This window comes from Kitasatospora sp. NPDC127067 (assembly GCF_042724755.1).
In the GTDB taxonomy this organism is placed as follows: Bacteria; Actinomycetota; Actinomycetes; order Streptomycetales; family Streptomycetaceae; genus Kitasatospora; species Kitasatospora lactacystinica.
Window position 1 is genome coordinate 19,381 of record NZ_JBHXEM010000093.1, and the last position, 15,366, is coordinate 34,746.

12 protein-coding genes are annotated in these 15,366 nt (G+C 72.3%); 7 read left to right on the forward strand and 5 right to left on the reverse strand.

Annotation, left to right across the window (positions count from 1 at the left end; translation table 11 throughout):
* Positions 1–533: 533 nt before the first annotated feature.
* The gene (locus tag ACFWJ4_RS29550) at positions 534–1,076 is read left to right on the forward strand and encodes a hypothetical protein (protein ID WP_380549096.1); all 543 of its coding nucleotides are present in this window, start codon (positions 534–536) and stop codon (positions 1,074–1,076) included.
* Between the two features lie 392 nt (positions 1,077–1,468).
* Here ACFWJ4_RS29550 and ACFWJ4_RS29555 read toward each other — a convergent pair whose 3' ends face one another.
* Positions 1,469–3,355, reverse strand: a complete 1,887-nt coding sequence (locus ACFWJ4_RS29555) for an ATP-dependent endonuclease (protein ID WP_380549099.1) — start codon at positions 3,353–3,355, stop codon at positions 1,469–1,471.
* Positions 3,356–3,622: 267 nt separating this feature from the next.
* On the opposite strand from ACFWJ4_RS29555, the gene ACFWJ4_RS29560 reads away from it, so the two are divergent.
* Positions 3,623–4,774, forward strand: coding sequence for an exonuclease SbcCD subunit D (locus ACFWJ4_RS29560; RefSeq protein WP_380549102.1), 1,152 nt, complete (start codon positions 3,623–3,625; stop codon positions 4,772–4,774).
* On the forward strand, positions 4,774–7,779 hold the full coding sequence (locus tag ACFWJ4_RS29565) for an AAA family ATPase (RefSeq protein ID WP_380549104.1): 3,006 nt from the start codon (positions 4,774–4,776) through the stop codon (positions 7,777–7,779). Before ACFWJ4_RS29560 ends, ACFWJ4_RS29565 begins: the two co-directional genes overlap by 1 nt.
* Before the next feature lie 161 nt (positions 7,780–7,940).
* Here ACFWJ4_RS29565 and ACFWJ4_RS29570 read toward each other — a convergent pair whose 3' ends face one another.
* Positions 7,941–8,324 carry a ribosomal protein L7/L12 gene (locus tag ACFWJ4_RS29570; protein ID WP_380549107.1) on the reverse strand — a complete coding sequence of 128 codons (384 nt, stop codon included), beginning with the start codon at positions 8,322–8,324 and terminating at the stop codon, positions 7,941–7,943.
* A gap of 325 nt (positions 8,325–8,649) precedes the next feature.
* A complete protein-coding gene (locus tag ACFWJ4_RS29575) occupies positions 8,650–9,570 on the reverse strand; it encodes an MBL fold metallo-hydrolase (protein WP_380549110.1) in 921 nt (306 codons plus the stop codon).
* An 81-nt stretch (positions 9,571–9,651) separates the two neighbouring features.
* Between ACFWJ4_RS29575 and ACFWJ4_RS29580 the strand changes: the two genes are divergently transcribed.
* A complete protein-coding gene (locus ACFWJ4_RS29580; protein WP_380549112.1) occupies positions 9,652–10,503 on the forward strand; it encodes a LysR substrate-binding domain-containing protein in 852 nt (283 codons plus the stop codon).
* 135 nt (positions 10,504–10,638) lie between these two features.
* Here the strand turns inward: ACFWJ4_RS29580 and bla are convergent, their stop codons facing one another.
* Positions 10,639–11,616 carry a class A beta-lactamase gene (gene bla / locus ACFWJ4_RS29585; protein WP_380549113.1) on the reverse strand — a complete coding sequence of 326 codons (978 nt, stop codon included), beginning with the start codon at positions 11,614–11,616 and terminating at the stop codon, positions 10,639–10,641.
* A 161-nt stretch (positions 11,617–11,777) separates the two neighbouring features.
* Between bla and ACFWJ4_RS29590 the strand changes: the two genes are divergently transcribed.
* A complete protein-coding gene (locus tag ACFWJ4_RS29590; RefSeq protein ID WP_380549115.1) occupies positions 11,778–12,725 on the forward strand; it encodes a LysR family transcriptional regulator in 948 nt (315 codons plus the stop codon).
* A 101-nt stretch (positions 12,726–12,826) separates the two neighbouring features.
* Positions 12,827–13,690, forward strand: a complete 864-nt coding sequence (locus ACFWJ4_RS29595; protein WP_380549120.1) for a serine hydrolase — start codon at positions 12,827–12,829, stop codon at positions 13,688–13,690.
* 325 nt (positions 13,691–14,015) lie between these two features.
* Here the strand turns inward: ACFWJ4_RS29595 and ACFWJ4_RS29600 are convergent, their stop codons facing one another.
* Positions 14,016–14,345, reverse strand: a complete 330-nt coding sequence (locus ACFWJ4_RS29600; protein ID WP_380549117.1) for a hypothetical protein — start codon at positions 14,343–14,345, stop codon at positions 14,016–14,018.
* 324 nt (positions 14,346–14,669) lie between these two features.
* On the opposite strand from ACFWJ4_RS29600, the gene ACFWJ4_RS29605 reads away from it, so the two are divergent.
* Positions 14,670–15,366: hypothetical protein (locus ACFWJ4_RS29605; protein WP_380549118.1), on the forward strand; the 697-nt coding region annotated here is incomplete at its 3' end.

Consider the following 15,366-nt stretch of genomic DNA (forward strand, 5'->3'; position numbering starts at 1 on the left):
GGGGTTGTTGTGTCGGTGCGGTGGGGGGCGGGGGGGGGGGGGGGGGGGGGGGTGGGGGGGCGCCCCCGCCCCGGGGTCCGCCAACCCCGCTCGGCCGCCCGCCCAGGCCCGGCCCCGCCCGGGCCGCAGCTGCAGCCGTCGTGACAGCTTGGCCTTGGGTCGGCCTGCGTTACCCCGCCCGACCCTGCCTCGCTGTCGCCGCGCGAACCCTCGCCTTCTCCTCCGCCGGGGGAGAAGGTGGCGACGGTGGTGCCGTCGTTGAAGGCCGACGGTGAGAAGTTCGTCAGGGTTGGCCCATTTGGCCGTTGCCGGCTTCGCTCCAATGGGCCCGCCCCTCCGCCCGCTCCCCGGACCGTGTTGCACTCGGCGGCGGCCTGGTCCACTGCGGCGCAGCTCAGCGCGTGATCGCGGAAGGTCCTCACCTTCGAGTCGCAGGACGGCACGCTGCCTCCGGACGCGAGCGCCGCCCGCAGGGAGAGCGCGGGGACTGGGAGGCCGCCGCGGCCGCCCGCTTCCCGGCTGGCCCGCTCGCGGTGCCGGTCATCGACCCGTCCGGTAAGGCCCTGGTGGCCTACCTCGCCGACGGCACGCCGGCGCCGACCGCGCTGGCCGGGCGCACGCTCACCGATGTCGTCGAGTGGGCGCTGGAGACCAAGCTCGGCTCGCCGAGGCTGCACCGGCCCGGCAAGGACGGTGACGCCCTGGTAGTCCTCACCGAAGCCGCTCCGGCCCAGCTCGGCCTGCCGCCGCTCGGGCGGGACGAGAAGAAGGAGTTCGTCCAGCGCCTGGGCCAGCTGCCGAAGACCCACGAGGCCGTTAAAACAGATCGAGAAGGCCGACTGGCTGCTCACCCAGCGCGGCCTGGGCCCCTGGGCCCGCATCTATCGCACCCCCGAGGACGGCAAGTGCCCGTGCGTCCAGCTGTGCATCCCCGCCTGGGGAGCCCTTGCCTCGGGCGGCTGGCAGATCCCCGACGGCCTCGACACCCCGGACCTGGCCCGCCTGCTCGGTACCACCGCGCCCGCAACCTCGACGTCGAGCTGAACGACATCGTCTGGATGGACACCGAGCCCTGATCCTCCGGCGTCCGGTGTCTCCGAAAATTACGTGTGGTCGGGTAGCCGGGTCACGGCTGCCCGACCACACGCGCGCTCTCGCGCTGCCGTCCGTCAACGGCAGGGTGAGCCCGCCGAATGCTCCCGGACGCGCGTGTTGTCAGTGGCGAGGGGAAGAATACGGGGTGTCGCGAGAGGAGCGAACATGCCTGCCAAGGGTTCTGACCTGCGCATACCTTTGCCCGGAGGCTGCCGATGGTGTGGGCTTGAGGAGCGTGAGCACATGCAACGCTGGAAGCCTCCGGTGGGCTGGCACACCTGGGAGCCGCCCACGCTCGAACAACGCAAGGAGCGCATGCGGGCGCGGCGCTCGCGCAGGCAGTCGGGTGGCGGCGCCGCGCTGCGAAGCGCGGCTATCCGGCTAGCTTCCTGATCTCGGAGAAGACCTTCCGCAACTGCTCGGGAACGTCTGCCGGGTCGGTCAGGGCCGTGGACAGCTGGTACATCATCTCGGGTTTTCCGCCCGGCCCGTCCGGGCTCGCGGCCCGGAGCATCTGCTCCACGCCGGAGCTGAACTTCCCCTGCCCGCGCAGCGCGGCGAAGTCGCCCTCCGTCCAGGGCTGGTCCGGGTCAGGCCTGGCCCAGATCTGGTTGGCCACACGCGCCCACACCTCGTCCTCGAAGATCTCCTCCAACTCGTTGAACCTGTCCGTCTGCGGGGCGTCGTCCTCGGGCTCGCCGAGGAACTTCACGTGCTTCGCGACGCCGTTCCCGAAGAACTGAGTGAGTTTGGCGGGCTTGAAGATGCTCTTGGAGGCGTTGCGACTGTCGGCGTCGACCACCAGCATCACCGTGCGGCCCCGTGTGATCAGGTATCGGGCGAGGTGCAGGGCCCCCTCGTTGTTGAAGCAGGACCACAGGGCGACCCCGGCGGCTTGCAGGGTGAGCCCCTCGCACAGCCGGAACAGCAGTGGAAAAGCGCGCTGCTCGGTGTCCCCCTCGACGGCGAGGAAGCAACGTTCGTGCAGCAGAACGGAGTTGCGCAGGCCGACGGCGGCCGCGATCTTGCCGAGATGGTCGTCGAGGGCGTCGCCGACTACACCGGCCCCGAGCCGCTCCACGACGGTGCGGTGGTTGTCGAGCTTGAGGTGGACGACGTCGCTGATGTCGACGCCGTCGATGAGGTTCATGGAGTGGGTCGCGACCAGGACGCTGACGTGGGGGAGTGCGCTCTGCTCCCGGATCAGGGCCATGATCTTCCGCTGGTGACCATAGTCGAGGTGGGTGTCGGGCTCGTCGTACACGACGATGGTCTGCACCGGGCCGGGCTGCGCGGGTTCGTCGGGGTCCGCCACCTGCGGTGCGGTGTTCTCCTCGTCGGCGAGCAGCTTGCTGGTCCACTCCCACACGGCCAGCGACACACGGCGGTTGCGCCCCAGACCGGAGCGCTCCAGGCCGACGGCTTCGCCGGCGGCCTGTGAGATCTGCAACGGCGCCCCGCGGAAGCCGTGCTGGAAGGAGACCTCCGGCGCGACGGTCACCTCGGCGAGGTCGGGGCAGCGGGCCTGGATGTGCTTGCACAGGGACTCGGCGTCCACCCGCAGCCGGTCCTTGACCTCCTCCTCCACGATGCTCAGCTTCTCCTTGACGTCGGAGTCGGCCACGTGGCTCTGGAAGCGTTCCGTCAATGCGGCCTTGACGGCGTCGTCGGGACGGCCGGCCTTGCCGTCGAACACGAGGTACCTGGGCATGCGCTTGGACAGCCCGGCCGGCGCGGGGAGCCAGGCGTGTCCGCTGGAGTGGTCACGGGCGTACGCGCGCAGCGCCGCGAGCAGGTCGGCCTTCAACGTACTGGCGGGGTTGAGTCCGAACTCCGCGGCCAGGCTCTTCAGAGCGGGAACCAGAAGTCGTTCCAGCGAGCGCAGGCGCTCGTCGTCGGGCTGAGGCCCCCACAGCTCCAGCCGGGCCGGCCCGTCGATCGGCGAGTGCCGGCGTACTTCGACCCGGGGCGGGAGGTCGAACTGCTCCTGCTCCCAGTGGTCCAGGACGAAGCGGCCGGTCACAGTGGTGCTCTCGCAGCGAGCGGGCGACGAGACCTGTCCGCCGTCATCGTCGATACTTCGGTAGGTGCGGTCGTCGTCGGTGAGAACGTGCTCGCCCACCAGGAACGCGAGCGCGTCGAGCACGGCGCTCTTGCCGCCGTCGTTGTGCCCCGCCAGGATGGTCGGCCGGCTCACGGGAATGCCCGCCACGTGGGTGAGCGAGCGGAAGCCGCTCACACTGAAGCTGTCCAGGTGCACTGCGCTCGTCCCGCTCCACTTCGCTCGCCGGGCCGCGGGGGCGTCCTCGCGACTCATCGCACCACCGGCCGCCGGAGGGGCAGGGGTACCAGGACGCACCATCCTAGAACGTCTGCCGCACCCTCATGCTCCGCCCCAGGCAGCACATGATCCGAACCAGGCCGAATCCGAAGGAACTTGACGCCTTCCATCAAACTTCTGAACTGAATTCCTACGAAATGAACGCCAGTTCGTGTGACTGGAGAGTAAGCGCTACGGTCGCAGCCCATGAGGATCCTGCACACCTCGGACTGGCACCTGGGCCGCTCGTTCCACCGTGAACCCCTCCTCGCAGCCCAACGCGTTTTCCTCGAGGACCTGATCAACGTGGTACAGCGCGAACGCGTGGACGCGGTAGCCGTCGCCGGCGACGTCTACGACCGGGCGATCCCTCCACTGGAGGCCATCGACCTGTTCCAACACACCCTCGCGAAACTCGCCGAGCTGAACGTCCCCCTCGTCATGATCAGTGGGAACCACGACTCTCCCCGTCGACTCGGTGTGAATTCCCGACTGATCGAACACGCCGGCATCCACCTGCGCACCGACCCCCGCGACCTGGCCCGCCCCGTGCTGCTCAACGACGCACACGGTCCCGTCGCCTTCTACGGCCTGCCCTACCTCGAACCCGCCCTGGTCCGCGAGCGCCTCGACGCGCCCGCAACCAGCCACCAGGCCGTCCTGGGCACAGCGATGGACAGAGTCCGCGAAGACCTGGCCACCCGACCCGGCACCCGCGCCGTCGTCCTCGCCCACGCCTTCGTCACCGGCGCCGAGCCCAGTGCCAGCGAGCGCGACATCACCGTCGGGGGCGTCGCGAACGTTCCCGCGGCACTGTTCGACGGCATGGACTACGTCGCCCTCGGCCACCTGCACCGCAGCCAGCGGATCAGCGACCGTGTCCGCTACAGCGGATCCCCACTGCCCTACTCGTTCACCGAAGCCGGCCACCCCAAGAGCATGTGGCTCGTAGACCTCGACGGTGACGGCGCCATGACCGCCCGCGCCATTCCCTGCCCCGAGCCCTACCACCTCGCCCACCTCCAGGGCGAACTGGACGACCTCCTGACCCGGGACCAGTACACAAACCTGGAACAAGCCTGGCTCCACGTCACCCTCACCGACACCAGCCGCTCCCACATGGCCATGGAACGCCTGAGGCAACGCTTCCCGCGCGTCCTCAAGCTCACCCACGCCGCCACCGGCCCCTGCGCCGACGACCTGCCCTCGCGCGAACGCATGGAGAGCCTCACCGACCACGAGATCGCCCTGGAATTCCTGCACCACGTCACCCAGGCCGACGCCACCGAACCCGAACGGGACCTGCTGCGCCGCGGTATCGAACACGTACGCGTCACTGCCCAGGGAGAGACACTCTGATGCGCCTGCACACCATGACCGTCACCGCCTTCGGACCGTTCGCCCGCACCGAGGACATCGACTTCGACCAACTGTTCAACGCCGGCGTCTTCCTCCTCAAAGGCGTCACCGGTGCTGGGAAGACCAGCGTCCTCGACGCGGTGTGCTTCGCCCTGTACGGCTCGGTCCCCGGTCACCGGCCCACCGCCCGGCTGCGCAGCGACCACGCCCCGGACACGCTGCGAACCCATGTGGAACTGCAGTTCAGCGCCTTCGGCCGCCGCTTCAAGATCGCCCGTACCCCCACGCAGACCTACCGCAGCACCCGCGCCAAGGACGGCACCGCCACCCACCAGGCCACCGCACACCTGCACGAGCGGACCACCCGCCCGGATGGCAGCACCACGTGGGAACCCGTCAGCGCCCACGTCCAGGAAACCGGAGCACAGATCACCGCACTCCTCGGCCTGACCAAAGAGCAGTTCTGCCAGGTGGTCCTGCTCCCACAGGGCGACTTCGCCAAGTTCCTGCACGCCAGCGCAAACGACCGGCGCGCACTGCTGAGCCACCTGTTCACCACCCACAGGTTCCAGGACCTGCAGACCTGGCTGAAGGAACACCGGGACACCGTCAGGGACAACCTCCAGCAGGCACAAGGCGCCGTTGACCGGCTCGGCAGCCGTATCGAGCAGGCGGCAGGCCCCCAGCTCGCCGAGGCGGCACCGCCACCCGGCGCACCCTGCGGCACCGACCTGCTGCCATGGGCCCACGACCTCCTCGCCCGCGCCACGGCCGCCCACGACACCGCCCGCGCCGGCGAGGAGAAGACCGACCAGATCCACAGGGCCGCCAAAGCCACCCTCACCACCACCGGCGACCTCGCCGGCCGCCAGCAGCGCTACAGCGAAGCCCTAGCCCGCCGCACCGCACTGGACCAGAGCCGTGAACACAACGAGCGACTGCGTGTCGGCCTGAAGCACGCCCGCAGCGCCGAACACCTGCGCCCGCTGCTGGCCGCCGTAGACGCGGGTGCCGACCAGCTCGCCACCACCCGGGCAACCGAACGCGAGCACCGCAGGCTCCTGGACACCACTCACGCCAACGCGACCACCCCCGAGCTGGAACAGGCCCACCAGGACCTGCACACCACCCTCGGACGCCTCGAAGCACTGCGCCCGCGCGAGGAGCGCCACACCGAACTCGCCCACCAAATCTTCACGTTGGAAGAGAAGGAGAAACTCGGGAAGGAGGAACTGGAGGACGCCCAGGAGTGGCTCGACATCTGGCCCGACACCCACGCCACCGCCACCGACCGCCTCGCCGCGTTGCGCAGCGCCGCCGAACGGGTACCCCAGCTGGCCAAGGAGGAGAACGCACTCATCCGGCAGGTGGAGGCGGCCGAGAACCGCGATACGCTGGCCGCCGAACTCGAGAAAGCAACCAAGAGCGCGAACAAGCGTGGCGACCAGGCCCGAGTCGCCCAGAAGACATGGCTGGACCTGCGCGAGCAGCGGCTGAACGGCATGGCGGCCGAACTGGCCGGCGACCTGCAGGACGGCCGGCCGTGCGCGGTGTGCGGATCACCCGAACACCCCCGCCCCGCACAGCCCTCCGCGCAGCAGCCGACCCGCGCGGACGAGGAGAAGGCCGCCCAGTCGTACGAGAAGGCCCGCAAACTCCACGAAGCCGCCGACCAGGCGCGCACCGACGTGGCTACACGACACGCGCAGGCGACGGGCGCCGCGGGTGCCGAACCCGCCACGCTGCTGCGTACCCGGCTGGAGCAGGCGCACACCGCCCACGTCACGGCCCAGCAGCAGGCTGCCGAGCTCCTGGAGGCCCAGCAGGCCCTTGAGGAGCTGCAGGCCGAACACAACCGGCGGGCCCAGCAGCTCACCAGGGCCCAGCAGCAGGTCACCGAAGCCCAGAGCCGGGCCACGACACTACGCCAGGAACAGCAGCAAATCATCCACGAACTCGACGAAGCCCGCGCCGACGCCCCCACCCTGGAACGACGTATCACCACGCTCACCCAGCACAGGGACCGCCTCGCCGACGTCATCGAGCACGCCCGGCGAACCACGGCAGCGGCCACCCGCCACACCGACGCCACCGAGACCGCCCGCAACAGCGCCGTCGAGGCCGGGTTCCCCACCCTCGACGAAGCCGCCGACGCCCTCCAGCCCGCCGACACCATCCGCCAGTGGCAGACGGAACTCGACCAGCGGGACAAGGACGAAGCCGCCGTCGCCGACCTCCTTGCCACCCCCGAACTCGTCGACGCCGCCCAGCTCCCCCCGGCCGACCCCATCGCAGCACAGACAGCCCTGACAGCAGCCGAGACAGCCGTCAAGGCCGCGACCAACACCACCCACGAGGCCCGTACCCGCGCCACCGAAATCCACCGCCTGACGGACGAACTCACCCCAGCCGTTGCCACGTTGGAACTCCTGCAGGCCGACCATGCGCTGTCCGACCGCCTCGCCGAGGTCGCCAACGGCCGCAGCACCGCCAATACCCTCAGCATGGAGCTCGAGGCATACGTCCTCGCCAGTCGCCTCAAGGAGATCGTCATCGCGGCCAACAGCCGCCTGCTGAACATGACCTCCGAACGCTTCCAACTGGTCTACAGCCAGGACAAGGACCCCGGAAGGGGCCGCGCCAAGGCGGGCCTGACCCTGCGCATCCACGACAACTGGACCGGACTGGAACGTGAGGCCTCCACCCTCTCAGGAGGAGAGACCTTCACCACTTCCCTGGCCCTCGCGCTCGGTCTGGCCGACGTCGTCACCGGTGAAGCCGGTGGACGCCCCCTGGGCGTCCTGTTCGTCGACGAGGGCTTCGGCAGCCTGGACGAGCAGAGCCTGACCGACGTCATGGACGTCCTCGACCAGCTTCGCGCCGGCGACCGCGCCGTGGGCGTGGTCAGCCACGTCGGAGACCTCAGCGACCGCATCCCCACCCAACTCCACATCCGCAAGGAACGCACCGGCTCAACCGTCCACCCCGTACTCGCCGATGCCTAGGACAGGCACACCCGTCCCGCCCGATCCCCCGGCCGCCCATGCTCGGCGCAGTGGGCTGATCTCCTACCCGCCAGCGGCAGGGCGGGCTTGAGAATGACGGCATCTGGTCGAGGATTTCCGTGAGTTCCGTTCTCGTGGCGGACGTGCTCGATCCACAGCACTCAGGGGGTGGTGTATCCGGGCAGGGGGCCGTAGGCGGTGCAGAAACTGCAGTCGCAGCTGGTCATGGAATTGGCCTGGCAGTGGGCGGTGGGCCAGTACCGGGACGCGCAGGGTCCGGGGTCGACGGGGGTGTTGTCGCCGGGCAGGGTGCGTCGGCACCAGCCGCACCGGAGGGCGGTCGGCACGCCGGCCGCTCGCAGGTCCCGCGCCATGGGCGCGGCGATGTCGAACGGGACGCCCGAGACGACGGTGGCGGGCGCGCTGTCCAGCAACTGCCTGCTGCGCCACAGGCTCAGCCCGGTGGCCGCGCGCACGGCCTTGAGCGCCGCCGCTCCGCCGCCCTGCCCGCCGGTCAGCAGGACGGTGAAATCCGGGTCCTCCACGGAACCTCCTTCGACGGTCGGTCGGCGTGCGGGGTGCCAGTCAACCGCCGACGGGCTGCCGGGCGACAGGTTTTCCGCACCCCCAGCGCCGAAACGCGGCACTGGTCGTCGGGTGGGCCCAGGGCGCCAGGCGGATGTGGGCGGTGCCCCGGCCCGCGGGACTGCGCCCCACCGGCTCCGATGTCACCGGTAGCGGATAGCCTCCGGCGAGAACGGGCGGCTGACGGGAGCAGACGTGAACGATGACGGCCGTGCTCATCGCTTTCGGGGTGACTGGTCGAACCAGCATCGGCGGTGAGCCCGCGAGGCCGCGCCCACCCGTTTCTCAGCCCGTCGGGTCCTGGTCCGTGACGGTGGGGTGTTCGGTGCACAGGCAGCCGACGCCCTTCTCGATCCACTCCTGTCCGGTCCACTCGGGGTGCCGTTCGATCAGCAGGGCCCGGACCTCGGCCACGATCTCGCTCCCGCCCATGGCGGAGTCGCGCCGCCGCCAGGTCTCGTCCCGCAGCTCGCGCAGGTAGTCGCGGACGTCGCCGAGGACCTGCGGGCCGCCGACGGCGCCGTGGCCGGGGACGACCGTACGGTGCCCGTCGGCCGCCAGCCGCTCCATCACCGTCAGCCAGCCGGTCCCGGAGACGTCGGTGTCGTACGGCGGGAACCAGGGAAAGATCGCGAACTGCCCGGTCTCGGCCAGGTCGCCGGTGAACAGGACGCCGGCGTCGGGCACTTCGATCACCTGGTCGCCCTTGGTGTGGCCCCGGCCGGTGGCCCGCAGTCGTACGCGGCGGCCGCCGAGGTCCAGGTCGTACCCGCCGTCGTAGACCACGTCGGGGGCGACCACGCGGACGTCGCCGTCGAGGCGGTCGGCGACCGGCGGGCCGAACCCGCGGAACATCTCCAGGTAGCCCGCTCCCTTCACCTTCAGGTCCTCGGCCTGGGCGCGGTTGGCGAGGTAGGTGGCCCGGCCGTGGAAGACGTGCGCGCCGAAGGCGTGCTCGGGGTGGAAGTGCGTGGTGGTCAGGTACAGGCGGCGCCCCTCGGCAACCTCGGACGCCAGGGAGAGGACCTGCTCGGCGTTGGCGGTGCCCATGCCGGTGTCGACGACGAGGACGGCCTCGGTGCCGCCGATGATGCCGATGTTGGGAACCAGCGGGATCCCGCGGTCCGGGACCACCAGCAGCTCGGGGGCGATCTCCTGGACGCCGGCCACGTGGACGGCGGGGTCGGAAAGCGATGCGTCGTTCATGCCGCGATTCCACCGCCCCGGAACCCCGGCCGTCCAAGACCGATTCGCATGTGCCCGATACCGCACGGGTATCGTCGCAGCATGGAGCTGCGGACGTTGCGCTATTTCGTCGCGGTCGCCGAGGAACTCCACTTCGGCCGGGCCGCCGCCCGGCTGCACATGAGCCAGCCCCCGCTCAGCCGGGCGATCAAGCAGCTGGAAACCGACCTCGGCGCCACCCTGCTGCACCGCTCCGCCCAGGGCGTCACCCTCACCCCGGCCGGAACCGTCCTGCTCGACGAAGCCCGTACCCTCCTCGACCGCGCCGACCGGATCCGCGCACGCGTCGCCGCCGAAACCGGCCCCACGGCCATCACCGTCGGCCTGCTCGGCGACGGCACCGACCTCGGCGCCCTGCGCCTGGCCAACGCCTACCGCAGGCGACACCCGGACATCGAGGTCCGCATCCGCGAGACCGACCTGACCGACCCCACCTGCGGACTGCGCACCGGACGGGTCGACATCGCCCTCACCCGCGCCCCCTTCGACGAGACCGGCCTGACCGTGCACGAGCTGCGCACCGACCCGGTCGGCGCGGTACTGCGCACCGACGACCCCCTGGTCGGCCGCACGCACCTGGAGCTGGCCGACCTGGCCGACCGGTGCTGGTTCCGGTTCCCGGACGGCACCGACCCGCTGTGGGGGGCGTACTGGACCGGCGGCCGGCCGCGCGGGGGACCGGCGGTGAGGGCCGTCCAGGAATGCCGGCAGGCCGTGCTCTGGAACGGCACGGTCGGCATCACCCCCCTCGGACACGGCATGCCCGAGGGACTGACCGCGGTACCGCTGGCCGACATGGCGCCCAGCCGCGTGGTGGTGGCGTGGAACGAGGGCGACCCGAACCCGCTGATCCCTTCGTTCGTCCGCATCGCGACAGCCACCCACCGCCGCTGAACCCCCTCCCCGCCCGCACCGGTGTTCCCCGACCCCGACCCCGGACCCGCGCCGACGTCGATGCGGTTGTTGCGGTCGGGGTTCCTGGCCGGTCGGGGCTCCTGCCGGTCGGGGCTCCTGGCCGGTCGGGGAGGCTCAGCCGAGGGTGCTGACGACGGTCTTCGTCGCCTGGGCGATCAGGGCGTCGTCGGAGGTGGCGCCCGCCTTGCCGCGATCGGACAGGACGACGATCACGATCGGGCTGCGCCCGCCCGACGGCCACGCCACGGCGACGTCGTTGCGGGTGCCGTAGCCCGCGTTGCCGGTCTTGTCGCCGATCCTCCAGTCGGCGGGCACCCCCGCGCGGACGTACGGGCCGCCGGTCGTGTTGCCGACCAGCCAGTCCGTCAGCAGCCCGCGCCGGCCCTCGGTGAGGACGTCGCCGAGCACGTAGCGGCGCAGGTCGGCGGCGAGGACGCGCGGCGTGCTGGTGTCACGGGTGTCGCCCGGGGTCGCCTCGTTGAGGGTGGGTTCGGTGCGGTCGACGCTGGTGGTCGAGTCGCCCAGGTCGCGCAGGGACCGCTGGACGGCCGCCGGGCCGCCGAGTTCGGCGATGACCAGGTTGGCCGCGGTGTTGTCGCTGTACTGGATGGAGGCGGAGGCCAGGTCACGCAGCTTCATGCCGGTCGCCACGTGCTGCGAGGTGATCGGTGCCCACGCCAGCACGTCCTCCTGGCGGTAGGGGACGACCTTGTCCAGGTCCGCGTCGGACGCCTTCCGCAGCAGGGCCCCGGCGGCGAGCGACTTGATCGTGGACGCGAACGCGAACCGCTCGTCGGCCCGGTGGGTGACCTCCCGGCCGCTGCCGGTGTCCACCGCGAACACGCCGAGCCGGGCGCCGAACTGCTGCTCGAGCGCCGCGAAGGCGGCGTCCGCCGGGCCGGTCGCGGGCGCGCCCGCCACCGTCGCGCTCGCCACCCCTGCGCCGGGGGCCGTCGCGCCGCTCGCCGCCGGTGCCGTCGCCGTCGAGGCGCTGCTCGCCGCCCGGCCGCACCCGCCGATCAGCGCGGCCACGAGCAGGGCCACCGCGGGCAGCGCGGTGCGGGTGCGGGTGCGGCGGAGGTCGGGCGTCATCGGTGGTCTCCCAGGTGGTTCGTGCCGTCGCGGTCGCGCCCTCGCGGTGGTTCGTGCCGTCGTGGTCGCGCGGTCGCGCTCAGCTAAACAGTCCGCCGACCACCCAGTCCAAGACCGCAATCATGAAGTGGACGATAAGAAAACACCTATGATTACTGGCCATGGACCTGCTGGGGCACCTCCGCCACTTCCGCGCCGTCGCCGAGGAACGGCACTTCGGCCGCGCCGCCGAGCGCCTGCGGATCGCCCAGCCCTCGCTCTCCCAGCGGATCCAGCGCCTCGAACGCGAACTCGGCGTGACCCTGTTCGACCGCGGCCCGCGCGGCGTCGACCTCACCCCGGCGGGCCGGCTGCTGCTCGCCGAGGCCGAGGAGACGCTGGACAGCGCCGCCCGCCTCCTCGCCACCGCCGCCGACCTGCGCAGCGGACGGGCCGGCACCCTGCGCGCGGCCGTCCCGCCCGAACTCGGGCCGGCCGCCCTGGCCGCGCTGCTCACCGGCTTCGAGACCGCCTCCCCGGGCACCCGGCTCGAACTGCGGGAACTGCCGGTCGCGGCCGTGGTGCGCGAACTCGCCCAGCACACCGTCGACGTCGCCGTCGTCCGTCACCCCTGCCCGGCCGACGGACTGGCCTTCGGCCCCGTCCTGCACCAGCCGCTCGGCGCCCTGCTCGCCGCCCGCGGTCCGTACGCCGACCGCCCGGAGCTCGCGGTGGCCGAACTGACCGGCCTGCGCCTGGTCCTCTTCCCGCGCGCCACGGCCCCGGCCCTGTACGACGAGGTCCTCACCACGCTGACCAGGCACGGCTGCACCCCCGAGGCCGTCGTCGACCCGCCGGGACCGGACGTCGCGGGCGCGCTCGTGCTCACCGGCAGCGCCATCGCCCTGGTGCCGCGCACCACACCCCCACCGGGTACGGTCTGGCGCCCGCTCACCGGCACCCCGCTGGCCTGGCGGACCTCCACGGCCTGGCCGGCCGGGCGGGGCGGGCCCGCCGTCCGGCTGTTCGCCCGGACCGCCCACGAGGCGCTGACCGGACCCGGTGGCCTGCTGCCCCAGCCGCCCAACCGCCCGCTCCACCCCCGGCCCGCAATGGAGTTCCCGCTGTGACCAGCGACCGCACCACAGCCGACCGGACGGCTGCCGACCGCACCACAGCCGACCGCACGGCTGCCGACCGGACCCCGCACAGCCGGGCCGCGCGCACCCGCATCGCCGCGGCCTTCGCCGACGCGGGCGTCACCGGCCGGCTGCACGCGCGCGACCTCGACACCGGCGCCGAGATCGGCCTCGGCGCCGACACCGCCGTCAGCACCGCCAGCGTCCACAAGGTCTGCCTGCTCGTGACGCTGTACCGCGAGGCCGCCGCCGGACGGATCGACCTGACCCGGCAGGTCGAGATCCCCGCCGCCGGCCGCACCCCCGGGCCGACCGGCCTCGCCGCCATGCTCGACACCGCCCGCCTCTCCCTGCGCGACCTCGCCTACCTCACCGCGGCCGTCAGCGACAACACCGCCGCCGACACCCTGTGGGACCAGATCGGCCTCGACACCGTCAACCGCACCATGGCCGACCTCGGCCTGAGCCGCACCGTCGCCGTCCACAAGCTCCGCGACCTCATCGCCGCCCTCGCCGAGGACACCGGCCCCGACTCCCCGGTCGACCCCGCCGTCGTCGCCCGCCTCAGGGTCCTCGACCCCGCCTTCACCAACCACAGCACCCCCCGCGACATGACCACCCTGCTCGCCGCCCTCTGGCACGGCGACGCCTGCCCCGGCGACCACGGCGCCGCCCTGCGACGCCTCCTCGGCCTCCAGGTCTGGCCGCACCGCCTGGCCTCCGGCTTCCCCTACGACGACGTCCGCGTCCACGGCAAGACCGGCACCCTCCCCACGCTGCGCCACGAGGTCGGCGTCGTCGAATACCCCGACGGCGGCCGCTACGCCCTCGCCGTCTTCACCCGCGCCGCCGCCACCACCATCACCCTGCCCGCCGCCGACGCCGTCATCGGAACCACCGCCCGCCTCGCCGTCGACGCCCTCCGGGCCCGGGCGGCAGCCGGCGCGACGGGCTGACCGGGGCCGCGACCCCGGCGCCGAGACCACCCCCAGCTGCCCCGCTGCCCTCCCTCCCGGCCACGACGTCCGGGTGACGGATCGGCTGCACGCTCGTTTGCCCGGGTACCTGCCGGTCGCAGGACGGCGGTGCCCGGCGACCACCCCCTGCCCGGGCACCGCCGCACCGGCCCCGCGACCGGCCGGGACCGGACAGAACCCCCACCGGCAGCCGGGCCACGGCCCCGGACGCCGGTCACCCGCGCAGGTCTCGCCGGGGCCGCTCGGGCAGCCGGCCCCGGCGACACCGCCGGCGTGGAAGCCCGACCCAACGGCACACCGCCGTTCAGGCGTCCTGCATCCCCGTCCCACCGGCCCCCCGCGCGAGGGCGCCTGCGCGTCGTGCTCGGCGGAAGGCGGCGGCGTTGCGGGTGGCCCAGTCGGCGAAGGGGCGCGGCGGGCGGCCGAGTACCTGCTCGACGGCCGGGCTCACTCGCAGTTCGGCCTCGGTGGGGGCGCCGAGGATCGCTGTGAGGGAGGCTTCGCGGGCGAGGCCGCCGATGCGGCCGGCGGTGCGCTGACGGAGGTATGAGGCGAGGCCGGGAAGGGTGTCGGGATCAGGCAGTGACCTGGTCGGATGCCGGTTCCTCGACGGCTCGCGCGGGCGTTGTGACACGCGAGGTTTCTCATGGCCTCGCTGCCTCGAAGTGATCGGATCGGGGTATCTAATTGTGGTTTGTCATGATTTTCCGTCAGGTGTCCTGCCATGCCTGTGACTTGTCGCTTGGGGGTGCGGGGCGCTTTGTTGTGAGGAGAGGTGAACCCGCGGATGAGTGCTCGTACGCGTGGACAGGGCGACCGACCGTGGTATCGGGTCGGCCGTCAGCGGCCCGTGGCCGTGTTCAACAGGACCCCGGCCGGTGGGATGACCCCGGTCGGTGCCGTCGGTGCGTCAGACCTGGTCGGCTCGGGTGGACGGCGTGGGGAGCGCGGTGCGGGGGTGGTGTCGGCGGGGGGCGCGCTGCTGTCCGGTATGGCGCTGCTGGCGGCCACGGCTCCACCGGTGGCCGCCGCGCCGGTCGGGGCCGGGTTGGTGCGGGCGCAGCAGGCTGATCCGTCGCAGACCTTCACCTTCACCGGCGCTTCGCAGACCTTGACGGTTCCGGCGGCGGCGGTGGTGACGATCACCGCGGACGGCGCGGGTGGCGCCGACAACACCGGCACCTCCTGTTCCGTCACGGGGACCGGCGGGACGGGGGCGCGGGTGGTGACCACGCTGCCGCAGACCGTCGCACCGACGACCTTCACCGTCAACGTCGGCGGCACCGGCGGCAAGGGCTGCAACGGCACCGGGACGTCGGGGGCCGGAGGGTTCAACGGCGGTGCCCCCGGGGGGAGTTTCCCGCTCACTGGTTTCCAGTTCGAAGGCCCGGGCGGGGGCGGGGCCTCCAGCGTCAGTACGGGCGGCTCCCTGCTGGTGGTCGCCGGGGGCGGCGGTGCCTCCGGCGGCACCGGAGCGGGCTCCACGGGAGGCAACGGGGGCAACGGCGGGACAACGCCGGATGCCACCGGCGGTACCGCGGGAACTGCCACCGGCCCTGGGGCTTCGCCGGGGCAGGGCGCGGGCGGTGGCAGCACCAGCACCAGCACCGGGGGCCCCGGCGGGGCCGCCGGCACCGCTCCACCCTGTGCGGCCA

What these genes read in the sequence shown, in the direction of transcription:
- ACFWJ4_RS29560 (WP_380549102.1), top strand. Translation starts at nt 3,623, where the DNA reads ATGAGGATCCTGCACACCTCGGACTGGCACCTGGGCCGCTCGTTCCAC.
- ACFWJ4_RS29565 (WP_380549104.1), top strand. Translation starts at nt 4,774, where the DNA reads ATGCGCCTGCACACCATGACCGTCACCGCCTTCGGACCGTTCGCCCGC.
- ACFWJ4_RS29575 (WP_380549110.1), bottom strand. Translation starts at nt 9,570, where the DNA reads ATGAACGACGCATCGCTTTCCGACCCCGCCGTCCACGTGGCCGGCGTC.
- ACFWJ4_RS29580 (WP_380549112.1), top strand. Translation starts at nt 9,652, where the DNA reads ATGGAGCTGCGGACGTTGCGCTATTTCGTCGCGGTCGCCGAGGAACTC.
- bla (WP_380549113.1), bottom strand. Translation starts at nt 11,616, where the DNA reads ATGACGCCCGACCTCCGCCGCACCCGCACCCGCACCGCGCTGCCCGCG.
- ACFWJ4_RS29590 (WP_380549115.1), top strand. Translation starts at nt 11,778, where the DNA reads ATGGACCTGCTGGGGCACCTCCGCCACTTCCGCGCCGTCGCCGAGGAA.